This window comes from Roseiflexus sp. RS-1, from assembly GCF_000016665.1.
In the GTDB taxonomy this organism is placed as follows: Bacteria; Chloroflexota; Chloroflexia; order Chloroflexales; family Roseiflexaceae; genus Roseiflexus.
On the sequence record NC_009523.1, the window covers coordinates 3,155,424 to 3,172,229 of the forward strand.

A 16,806-nucleotide genomic window follows, 5' to 3' on the forward strand; every position below is an offset into this window, starting at 1 on the left:
CCGCAATGAAGGGGATTGAGACCTGCAGCAGCAGGGGGGGCGGGATCACGAATGATCCCAGAAGCGACCACTGCCCCGCAATGAAGGGGATTGAGACCAGACGATATCCTCGTCCGCGCCGGCGACCGCGCGCGAAGCGACCACTGCCCCGCAATGAAGGGGATTGAGACGTCGCCAGACGCTGCTGGCGCTCGATGCGACCTGGACGAAGCGACCACTGCCCCGCAATGAAGGGGATTGAGACCCTGTTTTGTTGCAGGTACGCCTGTGTATACAGCAAATGGAAGCGACCACTGCCCCGCAATGAAGGGGATTGAGACTAGCTCACGATTGTACATTTAGAGTGCATCGCCAAAGGAAGCGACCACTGCCCCGCAATGAAGGGGATTGAGACATAGTCACAACTAGGCTAAGGCACCCTTCAAGCGCAAGAAGCGACCACTGCCCCGCAATGAAGGGGATTGAGACCTGGTGGGGTTAATCGACCGGGATCCGGAGCGCAGGAAGCGACCACTGCCCCGCAATGAAGGGGATTGAGACACCGCCGCCCTTCGCACTCGTAACCCGTACGTGTAACGAAGCGACCACTGCCCCGCAATGAAGGGGATTGAGACCGGCTTCCCGCGCCGCCTCCGCGCGCCACGCCCGCCACGAAGCGACCACTGCCCCGCAATGAAGGGGATTGAGACAACGCGCCCCCGGCGGCGCCGGGAGCGGGGGAGGGACAAGAAGCGACCACTGCCCCGCAATGAAGGGGATTGAGACTCCTTGCCCCCCCGCCGTGCGGCGAGGCGGGCATTCAACATGAAGCGACCACTGCCCCGCAATGAAGGGGATTGAGACACGATGTCGCGGGAGGACCTCGCCCGATCCAGATTGAAGCGACCACTGCCCCGCAATGAAGGGGATTGAGACCTCCCGGACCCCCTCTCCCGATGCCGCAGCATCATTGGAAGCGACCACTGCCCCGCAATGAAGGGGATTGAGACACGGCGAGGCGCGCCGCGGACCCGCCGGCGCGCGCCGGAGAAGCGACCACTGCCCCGCAATGAAGGGGATTGAGACCTGCGAGACGGCGTCTCTCAGCACAACTAAGGCGTTCCGAAGCGACCACTGCCCCGCAATGAAGGGGATTGAGACTCGACGAGCGTGCGCTCGTCGACACGCTTCACGATGAAGCGACCACTGCCCCGCAATGAAGGGGATTGAGACGCGCCTGCGCCTCCGCATGCGCCCGCCATACGGCGAGAAGCGACCACTGCCCCGCAATGAAGGGGATTGAGACTCGCAGACGGCGTGCCAGAGGTCATCGTTGAGCGCCAGGAAGCGACCACTGCCCCGCAATGAAGGGGATTGAGACAAGATCTCCTCGATGTCGTCCATACTCCCTCCTTTGAAGCGACCACTGCCCCGCAATGAAGGGGATTGAGACACGGCGAGCGCTGCGACAACCAGCGCCGTCGTCGAGAGAGAAGCGACCACTGCCCCGCAATGAAGGGGATTGAGACTGGTGGTCCTCCTTGCTGCCCCCCGCCTTGCGGCGAGCGAAGCGACCACTGCCCCGCAATGAAGGGGATTGAGACGAGATGATGACTCCGACTTCCATGTGGTGGTCCTCCTTGAAGCGACCACTGCCCCGCAATGAAGGGGATTGAGACACGGGTCGTTTTCCAACACGTGCCGCAGGCGCTGGAAGCGACCACTGCCCCGCAATGAAGGGGATTGAGACGTCTCCGGCGCTGCCGCCGCCGCCGCCGCCGCGTCCGGAAGCGACCACTGCCCCGCAATGAAGGGGATTGAGACTAGACGAAGTGCCTTGAGGGGAAAAGGAGCAAAGTCAAGAAGCGACCACTGCCCCGCAATGAAGGGGATTGAGACAACTATCCGTCCAACTTACTAACTCACCAACAGCCTTAGAAGCGACCACTGCCCCGCAATGAAGGGGATTGAGACATTAGCATAAAAATAACCGCTGCTAACGCAGCCAGCAAGAAGCGACCACTGCCCCGCAATGAAGGGGATTGAGACATCTAATATAAGGATAGCGTCGTCTAATCGGGATACCGAAGCGACCACTGCCCCGCAATGAAGGGGATTGAGACATGACTTCCATCTCTTTTTCCTCCTTGCCCCCCCGCCTGAAGCGACCACTGCCCCGCAATGAAGGGGATTGAGACTCGGAGGTCGCGTCCAGCCCCTTGCGGAGCTGGACGGGAAGCGACCACTGCCCCGCAATGAAGGGGATTGAGACGAAACCCCGCCCGCCTTCGGCGGGGCGGGGCTGACACGAAGCGACCACTGCCCCGCAATGAAGGGGATTGAGACCCCCGTTGATCCCACATTGGAGGTTGCACCCCCCGAGTCGAAGAAGCGACCACTGCCCCGCAATGAAGGGGATTGAGACGCCAAGGACAACCTAACTCCGTGGAGGTCCGGGTCCGAAGCGACCACTGCCCCGCAATGAAGGGGATTGAGACCGTCGCGCGCCGCAAGCGCGGCGACGACGGCGACAGCCTGAAGCGACCACTGCCCCGCAATGAAGGGGATTGAGACACGAGGATGACAAGCCGCCACCCGGGCGGCTCGTCGAGAGAAGCGACCACTGCCCCGCAATGAAGGGGAATGTCAGGCGCAGCGTGGCTACGCCCCTGTCGTGGCTCGCGGGGGCGGGTTTTTTGAAAAGCCCTTGTGCCCCTTCGCTCGTTCTGGGCATCAGGACGCCCAGACTCCCCTTTCTCCCCGTGTGGGATTCAGAAGGTAGGGCTTACAGGAGTAGGTTTTTGGGGAAGCCCCTGCGTGCCATCTCCCGTTTTCAGGCATCAGGACGCCCAAACTCCCCCTTCTCCCCGTGTGGGTTGAAAGGGGGGGGATTCGCAGGCAGATTGTCAACCGTTTCCGTTCCACCGAACGCACGGGCCGATCCGTCGGTAGCATGATCATGGAAGGATCGCGAGACACGGAGGATGGTATGTCCCGCACGTCCACAGAACGGTTGCTGCAGCAGCAGATCCAGACCCTCTTCCCGCGCTTGTCGCGTCACCGGCGCCGCGCCCTGGCCCGCTGGGTCTTGGGCGCCCTCTTGGCGGGGAGCGCCAATCGTCCCGCGCTGGCGCCAGCGCTCGCCACTGCCGGGATCGCCCGCGCCGCCACCCTGGCGGACGCCTGGGATGCCTGGATCGCCGCCCCGGCCCATCTCATAAACACCGCCGACCCACCCGCAGCGGGTGCGCCACCGGTGGTCCGTCCGCTGGCGTGCGGCGCCGACCTGCTCCGCTGGATTCGCGCGCACTGGACCGGCGGACCGCTGGTGCTCGGGCTGGATGCCTCCCATCGGCGCGATGACGTCGTTCTGCTGCGCATGAGCGTCCTCTATCGGGGCACCGCCCTGCCGGTCGCCTGGGTGATCGTCCCGGCGAACCAACCGGGTGCGTGGGAACCGCACTGGGAGCGGATGCTGCGCTGGGCCCGCAGCGCGCTGCCGCGCGACCAGGAGGTCCTCACGCTGGCGGATCAGGGGTTGTGGAGCCCCCGGCTGTGGCACGCCATCCGGTCGCAGCAGTTCCATCCCATCATGCGGGTGCGCACCACGTCGACCTTCGCGCCGACCGGTCAGGCGCGCCAGTCGGTGCTGCGCCTGGCGCCCGGACCGGGGCATGGATGGGTGGGCGTGGGGGTCGCCTTCACGCACGCACCCAAGCGGATTGCGGGCACGCTGGCGGTGGCGTGGGGCGCCGACCATGCGGAACCGTGGGCGCCGCTCGTCGAGCGTTCAGCCGCGCGGGTGGATGCCGCGTGGTATGCCCTGCGCAGTTGGGATGAGGCGGGCTTCCGCCAAAGTACGTCGATGGGCTGGGACTGGCAACGCGGTCAGGTGACGGACCCGGATGCCGTCGCCTGGCAGTATCTGGTAGTGGCGACGGTCACGCTGTGGACGGTGGCCGTCGGCACGCGGATCGACGATGCAGAACCGCAGGGGGTTCCGCCCGGTCGCTTGCGCCGGGCGCCGCCGACGACCGGCGCGCCGCCGCGCCGTCGCTGGAGCGGCACGGCGCAGCGGGTGATCAGCCTGCTCCGGCGGGGGGCAGGTCGGCGCCTGCGCTGGTTGCTGGCGCAAGGGCGTTGTTGGGTCCGCTTGTGGTTGCGCCCGGAGCCCTTGCCCAAAATAGGTGACAGCGTAACCATGCATATCTATGACCCGTCCCAATGCCTGAAATCGCCCTAAATCCCCCCCCTTTCAACCCCGTGTGGGAGAAGGGGGCAGGGGGGATGAGGGGCAAATGCGCACCGGAATGCAGCAAACCGCCCATCTCTCCCAAGAAATCTACCCTTGGGAGCTGCAAGGACGGGGAAGGTCAGGCGCAGCGTGGCTACGCCCCTGTCGTGGCTCGCGGGGGCGGGTTTTTTGAAAAGCCCTTGTGCACCTTCGCTCATTCTGGGCATCAGGACGCCCAGACTCCCCTTTCTCCCCGTGTGGGATCAGAAGGTAGGGCTTACAGGGGTAGGTTTTTGGGGAAGCCCCTGCGTGCCATCTCCCGTTTTCAGGCATCAGGACGCCCAGACTCCCCTTTCTCCCCGTGTGGGATTCAGAAGGTAGGGCTTACAGGAGTAGGTTTTTGGGGAAGCCCCTGCGTGCCATCTCCGGTTTCAGGCATGAGGACGCCCAAACTCCCCCTTCTCCCCGTGTGGGAGAAGGGGGCAGGGGGGATGAGGGGCAAATGCGCACCGGAATGCAGCAAACCGCTCATCTCTTCCAAGAAATCTACCTCAGGCTTGACCTCTCTCGCGCACCACCTGACGATAGACCCGCTCTACCGCATCCAGCATGCGCTCGCGTGAGAAGAGTGTCCGCGCGCGATGTACGGCTGCCTGACCATACCTTGCACGCAGCGCCGGGTCGTCCCGAAGGCGTCGGATTGCCTCCGCCAGCGCCGTCGCATCGCCTGGCGGAACAACCAGCCCTGTCTCGTTGTGGACGTTCACAAAATCGGTGCCGGTTCCGAGCGCGGTGCTGATGCACGGCAACCCGCTCGCCAGCGCTTCGACCAGCACAATGCCGAACGCTTCCGCGCGCAGGTGCGATGGGAGCACAAAGATATCCGCCTGCCGGTAGAGCGCGGGCAGGTCCTCATCCGCCACATCGCCGAGAAAGCGCACCCGATCACCCAACCCGGCATCGGCAACCTGTCGCTCCAGTCGCGTGCGCTCTGGACCGTTCCCGGCAATCCAGAGTTCCGCCCCTTCGACCTGTCGCAGCGCCTCTATCAGGAAATGCAGCCCCTTGTAGTACCGCAGTCGTCCGACGAAGAGCAGGCGCGGCACGGCGTTGGCGCGCCTGTCGTTGGGAGTGAACCGCGTGACATCGACGCCAATCGGAACAACCTCGCATTTTGCGGCATAGGGGCGAAGAAACGGCGATGAGGCGATGTACCCAGGACTGGACGTGATGATCCGCGCTGCGCGTCGCAAGGTCAGCGCCAGCAACGGTCGGTAGAGGCGCAACAGCGTTTTTTGGCGCACAATATCGCTCTGGTACGAAATGACGAGCGGCGGCGATCCAGGCGCTGCCAGCGCTGCCAGGTCACCCGGCGGGTAGGGAAACTGCAGGTGAACAATGTCGGCGCGAATGCCCCGCGCCAGCGCAATCATCGCCGGGCTGAGCGGCGTCGATGCCAGGTGCAGCATCCGCGCCGCCCGGATCACGGTCAGACCCGGCGACGGTCGCTCAATCGAGGTGCCGCGATCCGTACTGGTCACCAGCACCGTTGCCTGATACCCGCGCGCAACCAGTCCCTCCGCCAGGTCGCGCACGTGTCCCTCAATACCCCCCAGTACCGGCGGGTAGTCTTTGTAGATGTGAAGGATATGCACCGCTATGCTGCAAATGCCTGAATGAACGCCCCCATGCAGCGCATTGCCGTCCAGTAGTCGTCCAGGCGAATGTTTTCGTCTGGCGCATGCACCTGAGACCCCTGGTATCCTGTGCCGCACCCCGACGCCATGGGCGTGCCGACAGCGGTGCAAACCGGGTAGACCGGACCGGTGCCCGCCATGGTGGGGTAAATGACGGGTTCTTTGTGGTACGTCACGCGAATGGCAGTCGTCATTGCCCGAACAATATGCGAATCGGGATCGGATCGCCCTGGCTTCTCGTGCCCGTACTCGATGATCGCAATATCGTCGAAACCATGTGCATCGAGATGCTGGCGCAGCGCCGTGACCACATCTGCCGGGTCCATATCGGGCACGAGACGGAAGTCGATCTTGGCGCGCGCTTCGGAGGGTAGCACCGTCTTCGATCCTTCGCCGGTGTATCCGGCAAACAACCCGCAGATCGTGCAGGTGGGATTGAACAGATGCGCTTTCAGACGTTCAATGCCACGCAAGCCGCCGAGAAACTGCGGAATGCCGAAATCCGCCAGCAATGCATCGTCGTCGAGCGGGATGCGCGCCAGCGCCGCCATGTCCGCTTCCGATGGCGGACGCACGCGGTCGTAGAAGCCCGGTATCAGCACGCGCTCATCGGGCGCCTTGAGCGTCGCCAGCGCCCATACCAGGCGCCACGCCGGGTTGGGAACCATGGTCGCATTAGCGGAGTGCAGGTCATACGCCGCACCGCGCACCACCAGTTCAACATAGCAGATGCCCTTTGCGCCGCACGCAATGGTGGGTTGCTCAAGCGCATTCACTCCGCCGGTTTCCCACAGACACCCATCGGCGCGCAACAGTTCAGGATGGCTCTGGCAGAATGACTCGAGATTGACCGACCCGATCTCTTCTTCTCCTTCGACGAGAAAGTTGATGCGGCAGGGGAGATCGCCCTGCGTGGCGAGCCATGACTCGATAGCCTGAATGCGGAGCATCAGGTTGCCCTTGTTATCCGCAACACCACGCGCGTACAGTTTGCCGTCGCGCAAGGTCGGCTCAAAAGGCGGGGAATGCCACAGATCGAGCGGTTCCGGCGGCTGAACATCATAGTGGTCGTAGACCAGGAGCGTCCGCGCGCCGTCGCCAATGCTGCCGTACACCACCGGCGCCGCGCCGGGCATGCGGAATATCTCCACCTGCGCACCAAGCCGTTCGAGCCGCTGCGCCACCAGCATCGCCGTCTCTTCAATGCCAATACCCTGAGCCGCAATCGACGGTTGACGCAGCAGCGTGCAGAGTTCATCGAAATAGCGTCCCTTGTTCTCTTCGATGTGCGCATCAAAGCGGTTCATAGCACGACACCTTTACAAAAGAACCTCACAAAAGGTGCAACGATCCTTCTCAGAAGCCACTGATGATCGTTTATACTATTGCCGCACAGTGTACCACGGTTCCCGATTCTTGGTTCTCAGTTCTCGGTTCTCGGCTCTCAGTTCCCCGTTCTCAGTTCTCAGTTTTCGGTTCTTGGTTCTATGTACCACTACCCTGGCGCGCTCCACATGCACACCCGCTTCTCCGACGGCAGCGGCAGCGTCGAAGACCTGGCGCGCGCGGCGTGTGATGCCGGGTTGCGCTGGATTATCATCACCGACCACGATGATCTCCAGGCGAAGCAGTATGAGGGCTGGCTGCACGATGTGCTGGTGATCGTCGGTCATGAGATCACGCCGCCGCGTAATCATTTTCTTGCGCTCGGCATTGATCGCGTCATCGACAATCGCCTGCCGCCCCAGACGTTCATCGATCAGGTGTACGACGCTGGCGGATTCGGCATCATCGCCCATCCCGACGAGCGGGTGAAGAACAGTTTCAAGGACATCTACCGCTGGGACGATTGGGGCATCGACGGTCCGCGCCACCGCAACGGGCGCACCGTCGGGATCGAACTGTGGAACCTGATGAGCGACTGGGGCGAGCATCTCACACCACGCAACAAGGAACTGATCTATTTTTTTCCGCGACTCGGCATCAGCGGTCCGACCCCGGAAACCCTGGCATGGTGGGACCGGCTCAACATGGCGGGGCGGCGCACCTTTGGCGTCGGTGGGGTTGACGCGCATGCCTTCATCCGTCAAACGTTCTGGGGGAAGGTCGAAGTCTTTCCCTACCGCTGGATGTTTGGCACGTTGACCAACTATGTGATCCTGCCAGAACGTTTGCCGCTCGATCCGGCCGCAGCAATTCACACCATCCTCGACGCTCTGGCGAACGGGCGATCCTATTTCGTCAATCGTCTCGACGGCGATTGCCCGGACCTGACGTTTCACGCAGTACGCGGCGCCGAACGCTGGCATCCGGGTGACACCGCCAGCCTGCACGGCGGACCGCTCACCTTCGTCGCCGATGTAGGATGCGACGCTGAAGTGCATCTAATCCACGACGGACGCATCCTGGCGCGCGGGCTGCGCATCCTGCGGCACTCCGTCATCCTGCCCGGCGTCTATCGTCTGGAAGCGTATCGTCGCGGGATGCCGTGGCTGTACACCAATCCGGTATATGTGACAGGTAAGAGGCGAGAGGGGATGAGGTGAGAGGGGATCAGGCGTGAGGCGAGAGGGGTTGAAGGTTGAACGTTGCACGTTGAACGTCGGACGCCGACTCGTGTGATTTGGGCGTCGCACATCCTGAGGTTGAGGGTTGAACGTTGCACGTTGAACGTCGGACGCCGACTCGTGTGATTTGGGCGTCGCACATCCTGAGGTTGAGGGTTGAACGTTGCACATTGAACGTCGGACGACAACGTGTAGGGGTACACCGACATGTGCGCCCGCACCGGCAGCGGGGGCAGTCGTATCACGTGTATACCCGGCGCCCCCGCTGCCTCACAGGAGTAGATTTTTTGGCAAGCCCCTGCGTGCCATCTCCCGTTTCAGCCATCAGGACGCCCAAACTCCCCCTTCTCCCCCTGTGGGAGAAGGGGGCAGGGGGGATGAGGGGCAACGGCGCACGGGAATGCAGAACATCGCTCATCTCTCCCAAAAACTCTACACGTGAGAGGCCCCCGCTGCGCCCACCACACCACCGCAGACGCACCAACCGCAGCCAGGGTAATCTGCGGCATACGAGCGCTTATCCACAGAATGCTGCGCAACAGCGCGCGAAAGCGTTCGACCTGCATCGCTTCACGCACCGGTAGATCAACCGGCGCGTCCCAATCGAACGAGCGCAAACGCTCCAGATACCCCGCGCGCACACATCCTTCCAGACTGAAAACGGCAATCGTATCGCACAGACGGTGTGCAAGGCGCAGATCGCGCGCCAGTTCTTCCCACGACAGCGGCGCGATCCGGTCAGCGCCGCCGACGCTCACCCCGCCGCCTGTGCTGCCGACCGCCAGCGCCTGCACGTCGCGCCCGTAGATCCACAGCACGCCCGCACCAAAGGGACGCAGAAAACTACTGTAGAGCATGGGCAGTTCGCGGTCAACCGGCACATCCAACAACCCGGTAAGGCGTTGCAGTAACGTCGCACCGATGCGCCGCTCATCGAGTGCGAACGGCAGGATGTAGCTTTCAGTCTGGTACCCGTCTGCGCGGATCCGCTCCGCCAGCGCGTGATACGCGGCAACCGCCCGGCGCCGACGCTGGTGATCGAACAGGTTGCGCAGCATCACCCGCGCCATCTGGCGACGATCCGCGAGAATAGCGCGCAGATCGCGCATGTCGAACTCGATATCCAGCCCAATCGCGCGCCAGATCAGCCCGTGTTCCGCCGTCCATTCCTGGAACGCAGCGTAGCGCGCAACCGCTTCACGATAATTGTTGATATTGAACCAGTACCCCTGATCCTCTGGCAGCAATAGCCAGGCAGTCAGCGGAACGCCCGCTTTGCTCAGACGACGCAGCACTGCTGCCCGTTCCGCGCTCAGGTCCAGCACACCGACGCAGACTCCTGCCTCCAACGCCCGCACATGATCGACAACCGTCGGTTCGGCGAAAAGCCGGGCGAACGCTGCCCTCTCGAGTTCGCAGAAGAATGTCAGGCGCGGCGCGGCAGTCATTGGTTGACCCAGGCATCGGTGCGCTGCGCTACTTCTTCGTACAACCGGCGCACCTGTTCCAAACCCTCGTCGGTGACAACCGGCATATTGCGGTATACCTGCTTGTCGAGCATACGCTCCTTGACCCCGCCGGGCCAGATGCGCCACGAGTCGTTGTCGATCACATCGGCGACCAGCAACCGGCCCGACGTGTCGCGCCCGAACTCGATCTTCAGGTCGCACAGCACGACATCCTGCGCCGCCCATGCCTCTTCGATCAGCAGAAAGACGCGCCGCGACTCGGACGCCATCTGCTCGACTTCATCGGCGCTGGCGATCCCCTGCGCGATGATCTCGTCCGGCGTCATCTGCGGATCGTGCCGCGCATCGTCCTTCAGGAAAAACTCGAGCAGCGGCGGATCGAAGCGCGTTCCTTCAGCGACATCGGGATTCCGCCGGATGTACGATCCGGTTGCGATCCGCCGGTTCACCACTTCGAGCGGGATCATGGCGCAACGGTACACAACCATTACCGATGGCTCGGGTGCAGCGACGAAGTGGGTAGCGACACCGGCGCGGTTGAGCATGGTGAACACATTGGCGGTGGTGCGCCCGCTCAGCGCCCCTTTGCCGGGAATGGTATGACGACGGGCGCCATCGCCCGCGCTGATCCCGTCTTTGTGAACAATGATCGCCAGCGTCGGATCGGTAGGGTGCGCATAGACGATTTTGGTCTTGCCTTCAGCAAGTTTCTCTCCCAGATTCATCGGTCGCTCCTTTTGCGCAGACGCGCCAGTTCCTCTTCGAGCGCCGCAACCCGCGCGGCGAGCGCCTCGGCGCGCTGTCGCTCCGCCTCTTCCGGCAGCAGCACGAGTGAACCATCGGCGTGAAACAGACGCGGCCAGGTATGCTCCTCTCCCAGATACACACCTCGCCACGGACCGATCCAGAAACCGAGTTGCTCGCTCCACAACCGCCCATGCTCGTTCGGCGCCAGCGGATGGTAGCGCATATCCGGTCCCAACCGCCACCCCAGAAGACGCTCGACCTCCGGCGCAATGCAAAAGTACTCAGGAGTGCGAAACCGCTGTTCGTACAGGTCCTTCTTCGCCCCAAGATCAACGCTCTCTGTACCTGGCGACAACAGTTCGACGATGACATCGGGATACCGCCCGTCCTCATCCCAGATGGCCCAGTAGAGCCGCGGCTTTGTGCCGTCCACCCCTTTCACGACGTAGAGATCGGGGCCACGGTATTCGTCGTTGCGGATCTGCTTCCAGCTGTAGTACACGAACATGTTGACGCCGATGTAGTAGTCGGTCATCACGCCGCCATGCGCCGCAACATAGGCGGCTTTGAGGATCACGGCGCTGTGCGCATGCCAGGGCGACTCCATACGTCCTCCATCGTCGTATGGCAGGTCGCCCGGCGGCGGCGAGATCAGCACCCCCCACGGCAATTGAGTCTCGGTGTGGGGCGCCGCCGGATCGGTTGCGGTTGAAGCGCTCATTGGCTGTTGCTCCTGTGCCTGCCACGTCTACACGAAGAAGTGTATCATAGAAGCGGCAGGTTGTCAAACATATGTTCGCATCAGTCAATCAACCGGACATCGCCGCCGGTGACGACTTCACCGACCGGCGATGCTTCGGGAACGGCGCGTCGCGCGGCGTCGGCGGCGTCCGATGGGACGATCACCAGCATGCCGAGTCCCATGTTCAGGGTGCGGAATGCTTCGCGTTCATCGAGACCGGCAGCCTGCACCACGAGGGTGCAGATCGGCGGGATCGTCCAGGTTCGGCGTCGGATGACGGCGCCACATCCCTCTGGAAGCACACGCGGCAGGTTCTCGTAGATGCCGCCGCCGGTGATGTGCGCCATTGCATGCACCGCGACGCCAGCCGCTTCAAGTTGCTCGAAGGCGCGCAGGTAGACGCGGTGCGGTTCGAGCAACGCTTCGCCGATGCTTCTGCCGTTCAGTTCAGCCGGTCGTGCATCGTAGCCCCAGGCGCTGCCGCGACCCAGCACCCGCCGCGCCAGGGAGTACCCGTTTGTGTGCAATCCGCTCGACGGCAGCGCCAGGATCACATCGCCCGCCGCAACGTTGCGCGGGAGCATCTGCGCCCGTCGGACAACACCGACGATCGTTCCTGCCAGTTCGAATGCTCCCTCACGGTACACATCCGGCATCTGAGCGGTTTCGCCGCCAAGCAGGACGCATCCGACCTCACGGCACGCCGCTGCAACACTCGCCACCAGCGTTGCCGCACGCTGCGGATCGAGGCGATCAACTGCCAGATAGTCGAGCAGGAACAACGGACGCGCTCCCTGCACCAGAATATCGTTGACGCAGTGGTTGACCAGATCGTAGCCGAGGGTTTCATAGCGACCGAGCGCTGCCGCCACGAGCGTTTTGGTGCCGACGCTGTCCGTCGATGCTACCAGAACAACATCGTCGGTCTGGTCCCCCACAGCGGCGTGCAGGTCGAAACATCCGCCGAACGCTCCGATACCTGCCAGGACTGCGGCTGAGTAGGTCGAGCGGACGGCTTCCGCCATCAACTGTCTGGCGCGCGCAGCCGCATCGATATCGACGCCTGCTTCACGATACACGGTCATGCCGATACTCCGTCAGGGTGATTGATCGCTTCCTGTATCTTACCACGAACATGTCGCTCCCAACGCCGTATGCTATACTGTCCGCGTCCTGCGAAATGGCGAGGAGGTCAATCATGGCGCAGAAGACGTCGAACCATCGACCTGGATTGCTCGACCGGTTGCTGCGGATCGAGCGGTCAGAGTCGCACGATCATATCGAATCCGAAGTTGTTGAATTGCAGAATGTGTCGATCGGATCGGTCGATGCACAGAAGGCGACGGTATCACGTGCGCTGGTACGGGCGGTGACTGCGCAGGATGACGTTGCGATGACGCTGAGCAGCGCACTGTCGGTGCGTGCCGGCGGCGATGTGAGTATGGCCGGAAGCGCGTCTCCGCTGGTGATGGCTGCGCGTGATGTGCGGCTGAACAATTCCTCGGCAGCAGTTATGACTGCCCGTGAGGCGCGTGTTGAGTCGGGCATGGTTGGGGTCTTGCTGGCAGGTTCGGCAACACTCGGCGATCAGACGCGCGTGGTGCTGAGCGGACGTGATGCGCTGCTGTTTGGCGCAGCCATCGGTATCTTCTTCCCACTGGTCGCCTATCTGTTGCGCCGTTTCGCTCCGCCGCCAAAAGAACAGGAACCACGCCCCTGGTATACCCGCGCCGGTCTCTGGGCGCTGCGACAAACCATCGTGCTTGGCGGCGCTGCGCTGCTCGGATGGGTCGCCTACCGCACACTGCGCAACCGTGTGATGCGCCTGCTGCCTGGCATGATGATCCATCGGTGAACGAACAATATGGAATCCTGGCAGCAATCGGTTGTCGCCCGTCGCCGCCTGGTGGTGCGCGGCATTGTGCAGGGGGTCGGTTTTCGTCCCTTCGTCTACGGGCTGGCGCAGCGCTTCGGGTTGGGCGGGTTCGTGTTCAACGACAGCGACGGCGTTACCCTGGAGATCGAGGGTTCCGTCAGCGCGCTCGATGCGTTCGAGCAGACGTTGCGCAGCGCACCGCCGCCATTGGCGCGGATCGACGCAGTGATCGCCACAACGGTCGCGCCGCGTGGTGAAACATCCTTTCATATCGAAACGAGCCGCGCCGCAGCCGCACGCAATGCCCTCATCTCGCCGGATGTCGCTACGTGCGATGATTGCCTGCGTGAGTTGTTCGATCCGAATGACCGGCGCTTCGGTTACCCGTTTATCAACTGCACGAATTGCGGTCCGAGATTCACAATTGTGCTCGATGTGCCGTATGACCGGGCGCAGACGACGATGCGCGTCTTTCCGATGTGCCCGGCATGCCAGGCGGAGTATGATGATCCCCTGAACCGCCGCTTCCACGCGCAACCCAACGCCTGCGCTGTGTGCGGTCCTTCACTGACGTTTCACTGGTGGTCGCCGGCGCCGCTCCCGAACCTTCCCGCCGCTGCGTCTCCGCTCGAACAGGCGGTGTTCGCACTGGCGCATGGCGCAATCCTGGCGATCAAGGGGCTGGGCGGGTACCATCTGGCGTGCAATGCGCTCGATCATGATGCGGTCGCGCGCCTGCGCGCCCGGAAACAGCGCGAAGCCAGACCGTTCGCGCTGATGGCGCCCGACCTGGCGACAATCCGGCAGTTATGTTATGTCAAACCAGAAGAGGCGACGCTCCTCGAAGCGCGCCAGCGTCCAATCGTATTGCTCGACGCGCTGCCCGGTGCGCCAGTTGCACCGTCCGTTGCGCCAGGGTACACAACGCTCGGCATCATGCTGCCGTACACACCGCTGCACCATCTGCTGCTGCGCGCATACGCGGCTGCAATGCCAGATCAACCGGCGGTGCTGGTGATGACCAGCGGTAATCTGAGTGATGAACCGATCGCCTACCGCGACGACGATGCCGCAGTGCGACTGAGGTCGATCGCCGATGGCGCGCTGACCCACAATCGCGACATTCATATGCGCTGCGACGACTCGGTGGCGCGCATCGTTGCGGGCGGAGTGCAACTGCTGCGCCGGTCGCGCGGGTATGCTCCCGAACCGGTGACGCTGACGCTCAACGTTCCCAAACCGATCCTGGCGACCGGCGGACACTTGAAGAACACCTTCTGCCTGGCGAAAGGGCGCGATGCGTTTCTCAGCCATCACATTGGCGATCTGGAAAACCTGGAGACGCTGACGTCCTTCCGTGAAGGGGTGCGGCATTTTGCCAGGCTTTTCGATTGCGAACCAGAAGTTGTGGCATACGACCTGCATCCTGAGTATCTGGCGACCAAAGAGGCGCTGGCGTCGGACATTCCACTGAAGATCGGGGTGCAGCATCATCATGCCCACATTGCCAGCGTTCTGGCAGAACATGGCATCGCGGGACCGGTCATCGGCGTGGCGGCGGATGGCACAGGGTACGGTCTCGATGGCGCAATCTGGGGATGCGAGGTGCTGATCGTCGATCTGCGCGACTTCACCCGTTTTGCGCACCTGGCGTATGTGCCGTTGCCTGGCGGTGATGCAGCCGTGCGGCAGGTCTGGCGGATCGGCGCGACGTATCTGCACCGCGCCTTCGGTAATGGGTTCCTTGACCTGGACATCCCGTTCGTGCGGCGGATCGACCGCGAACAGTGGCGACTGATCGCCCGCATGATCGAGCGCGGCATCAACGCGCCACCAACCTCGAGCCTGGGACGCCTGTTCGATGCGATTGCCGCGATCGCTGGCATCCGTGATGTTGCGTTGTACGAGGGTCAGGCGGCAATCGAATTGGAGACGACAGCGACCCCCGATCCGCATCCCTATCCGTTTGCGTTGCTTCCGGGAACGCCAATGCGCATCGATGTCACGCCGACCATTCACGCAATTGTGGAGGATATCCGGGCGGGCGCGCCGGTCGCGCGGGTCGGCGGGCGATTTCACTGCACAGTAGCCGACATGCTGGCGCAGGCGTGCGAACAGGCGCGCGCGACCGGCGCGCCCGATGTGGTGGCGCTCAGCGGCGGCGTTTTTCAGAACCGGCATCTGACCGAACTGCTGGTGCAGCGCCTGGAACGCGCCGGTTTTCGTGTGCTGCTCAACCGGCGCGTCCCGCCAAACGACGGCGGTCTCTGCCTGGGGCAGGCGGCCGTCGCTGCGGCGCGTTTGCTGGAGCAGGGTTGAAGCAATTCGCATATGCGAGAACACATATGGAACACACGCTCATTTCACCGCTCGACATGCACATCCACTTCCGTGAAGGCGCCATGTTGCAGACGGTTGCGCCCCTGTCGGCGCACGACTTTGCCGGCGGCGTCATCATGCCCAATCTGGTTCCACCGGTGGACAACCTCGAACGCCTGCTGCACTACCGGGCTGAGATTGACGCGGCGATAAGCGGCACGGGATTTACTCCCTACATGACGCTGTTCTTCCGCGCCTACAGCGAGGCCGAGTTGCGCGCCGCACGACCGCATATCATCGGGATCAAACTCTACCCGGCAGGCGTCACGACCAACAGCCAGGCGGGGGTGCAGCGCATCCGCGACGCCGAGCCGACCCTGGCTACGATGGAGGAACTCGGCATTCCGCTCCTGGTTCATGGCGAAACCAGCGGCTTCGTGCTTGATCGCGAGCGCGAATTCTTGCCGATCTATGCACATCTGGCGCGGCGCTTTCCGCGCCTGACCATCGTGATGGAGCATATTACCACCCGCGAAGCCGTTGCGCTGCTCGATGAGCACCCCAACCTGTACGCCACGATCACCCTGCACCATCTGCAGATCACCCTCGACGACGTGGCGGGTGGATTGTTGCAACCACACCTGTTCTGCAAACCGATTGCCAAACGCCCTGAGGACCGCGACGCACTGCTACGTGCCGCACTTGCACCCCACCCGAAAGTCATGTTCGGCAGCGACTCCGCACCCCATCCGGTCAGCGCCAAGGAAGCCGCCGCCTGCGCAGCCGGGATTTTCAGCGCACCGGTTGCGCTGCCGCTGCTGACCGAGATCTTTGCGCAGCACGACGCGCTCGACCGGTTGCAAACGTTCGTGTCGGACAATGCGCAGCGGATCTATGGCATAACACCGCCGCAGAAAACCGTGCTCCTCCGACGTGAGGAATGGAGCGTTCCGCTGCGGTACGGCGATGTGACGCCATACCGTGCCGGGTGTACGGTCGCGTGGCGGGTGGTGATGAGCCGCTACGATCCTGTTGGTCACTCCTGAAACCGTTCACCGATGCGGAGCAGCGGGGAGAGTTCGCCAAAATTATGGAGATTGCGAATTATAGCAGTTCTCACAAAGATTGGTCTTGTTGGACAGGGTTGCACCCGCCATCGAAAGCAGACGCCTTGTG

The 16,806-nt window shown here is 62.9% G+C and carries 11 protein-coding genes and 1 CRISPR repeat array (1 of these 12 cut by a window edge); of the genes, 5 read left to right on the top strand and 6 right to left on the bottom strand.

Features of this window, described 5'->3' with window-relative positions:
- A CRISPR array of direct repeats spans positions 1-2,629; the repeat unit is 37 nt; it begins 3,809 nt to the left of the window's first position.
- Between the two features lie 339 nt (positions 2,630-2,968).
- Complete coding sequence (locus ROSERS_RS13145; protein ID WP_011957267.1) at positions 2,969-4,222, top strand: hypothetical protein; 1,254 nt, start codon at positions 2,969-2,971, stop codon at positions 4,220-4,222.
- Positions 4,223-4,764: 542 nt separating this feature from the next.
- Here the strand turns inward: ROSERS_RS13145 and ROSERS_RS13150 are convergent.
- Both ROSERS_RS13150 and ROSERS_RS13155 read right to left on the bottom strand, forming a co-directional pair.
- Positions 4,765-5,868, bottom strand: a complete 1,104-nt coding sequence (locus tag ROSERS_RS13150) for a glycosyltransferase (RefSeq protein ID WP_011957268.1) — start codon at positions 5,866-5,868, stop codon at positions 4,765-4,767.
- A 2-nt stretch (positions 5,869-5,870) separates the two neighbouring features.
- Entirely contained in the window at positions 5,871-7,217 is a 1,347-nt protein-coding gene (locus tag ROSERS_RS13155) for a M20 family metallopeptidase (RefSeq protein WP_011957269.1), read from the bottom strand.
- 180 nt (positions 7,218-7,397) lie between these two features.
- Between ROSERS_RS13155 and ROSERS_RS13160 the strand changes: the two genes are divergently transcribed.
- The gene (locus ROSERS_RS13160; protein WP_011957270.1) at positions 7,398-8,456 is read left to right on the top strand and encodes a CehA/McbA family metallohydrolase; all 1,059 of its coding nucleotides are present in this window, start codon (positions 7,398-7,400) and stop codon (positions 8,454-8,456) included.
- A gap of 338 nt (positions 8,457-8,794) precedes the next feature.
- Here the strand turns inward: ROSERS_RS13160 and ROSERS_RS13165 are convergent, their stop codons facing one another.
- The 4 genes from ROSERS_RS13165 to purM form a co-directional block, all read right to left on the bottom strand.
- Positions 8,795-9,925 carry a hypothetical protein gene (locus tag ROSERS_RS13165; protein ID WP_011957271.1) on the bottom strand — a complete coding sequence of 377 codons (1,131 nt, stop codon included), beginning with the start codon at positions 9,923-9,925 and terminating at the stop codon, positions 8,795-8,797.
- Positions 9,922-10,671: a phosphoribosylaminoimidazolesuccinocarboxamide synthase gene (locus ROSERS_RS13170; protein ID WP_011957272.1), complete on the bottom strand. Its 750-nt coding sequence runs from the start codon at positions 10,669-10,671 to the stop codon at positions 9,922-9,924. The genes ROSERS_RS13165 and ROSERS_RS13170 overlap by 4 nt, the downstream gene beginning before the upstream one ends.
- Complete coding sequence (locus ROSERS_RS13175) at positions 10,668-11,414, bottom strand: Uma2 family endonuclease (protein WP_011957273.1); 747 nt, start codon at positions 11,412-11,414, stop codon at positions 10,668-10,670. The genes ROSERS_RS13170 and ROSERS_RS13175 overlap by 4 nt, the downstream gene beginning before the upstream one ends.
- Positions 11,415-11,494: 80 nt before the next feature.
- Positions 11,495-12,520: a phosphoribosylformylglycinamidine cyclo-ligase gene (purM, locus tag ROSERS_RS13180; RefSeq protein WP_011957274.1), complete on the bottom strand. Its 1,026-nt coding sequence runs from the start codon at positions 12,518-12,520 to the stop codon at positions 11,495-11,497.
- Positions 12,521-12,633: 113 nt separating this feature from the next.
- On the opposite strand from purM, the gene ROSERS_RS13185 reads away from it, so the two are divergent.
- The 3 genes from ROSERS_RS13185 to pyrC are packed head-to-tail and all read left to right on the top strand — an operon-like array spanning position 12,634 to position 16,676.
- On the top strand, positions 12,634-13,290 hold the full coding sequence (locus ROSERS_RS13185) for a hypothetical protein (RefSeq protein ID WP_011957275.1): 657 nt from the start codon (positions 12,634-12,636) through the stop codon (positions 13,288-13,290).
- Positions 13,291-13,299: 9 nt separating this feature from the next.
- On the top strand, positions 13,300-15,630 hold the full coding sequence (hypF, locus tag ROSERS_RS13190; RefSeq protein WP_011957276.1) for a carbamoyltransferase HypF: 2,331 nt from the start codon (positions 13,300-13,302) through the stop codon (positions 15,628-15,630).
- A 26-nt stretch (positions 15,631-15,656) separates the two neighbouring features.
- The gene (gene pyrC / locus ROSERS_RS13195; RefSeq protein WP_011957277.1) at positions 15,657-16,676 is read left to right on the top strand and encodes a dihydroorotase; all 1,020 of its coding nucleotides are present in this window, start codon (positions 15,657-15,659) and stop codon (positions 16,674-16,676) included.
- Positions 16,677-16,806: the final 130 nt, after the last annotated feature.

Coding starts and splice junctions, on each gene's coding strand:
- ROSERS_RS13145 (WP_011957267.1), top strand. CDS start 2,969: ATGTCCCGCACGTCCACAGAACGGTTGCTGCAGCAGCAGATCCAGACC.
- ROSERS_RS13160 (WP_011957270.1), top strand. CDS start 7,398: ATGTACCACTACCCTGGCGCGCTCCACATGCACACCCGCTTCTCCGAC.
- ROSERS_RS13155 (WP_011957269.1), bottom strand. CDS start 7,217: ATGAACCGCTTTGATGCGCACATCGAAGAGAACAAGGGACGCTATTTC.
- ROSERS_RS13165 (WP_011957271.1), bottom strand. CDS start 9,925: ATGACTGCCGCGCCGCGCCTGACATTCTTCTGCGAACTCGAGAGGGCA.
- ROSERS_RS13175 (WP_011957273.1), bottom strand. CDS start 11,414: ATGAGCGCTTCAACCGCAACCGATCCGGCGGCGCCCCACACCGAGACT.
- hypF (WP_011957276.1), top strand. CDS start 13,300: ATGGAATCCTGGCAGCAATCGGTTGTCGCCCGTCGCCGCCTGGTGGTG.
- pyrC (WP_011957277.1), top strand. CDS start 15,657: ATGGAACACACGCTCATTTCACCGCTCGACATGCACATCCACTTCCGT.
- ROSERS_RS13185 (WP_011957275.1), top strand. CDS start 12,634: ATGGCGCAGAAGACGTCGAACCATCGACCTGGATTGCTCGACCGGTTG.
- ROSERS_RS13170 (WP_011957272.1), bottom strand. CDS start 10,671: ATGAATCTGGGAGAGAAACTTGCTGAAGGCAAGACCAAAATCGTCTAT.
- purM (WP_011957274.1), bottom strand. CDS start 12,520: ATGACCGTGTATCGTGAAGCAGGCGTCGATATCGATGCGGCTGCGCGC.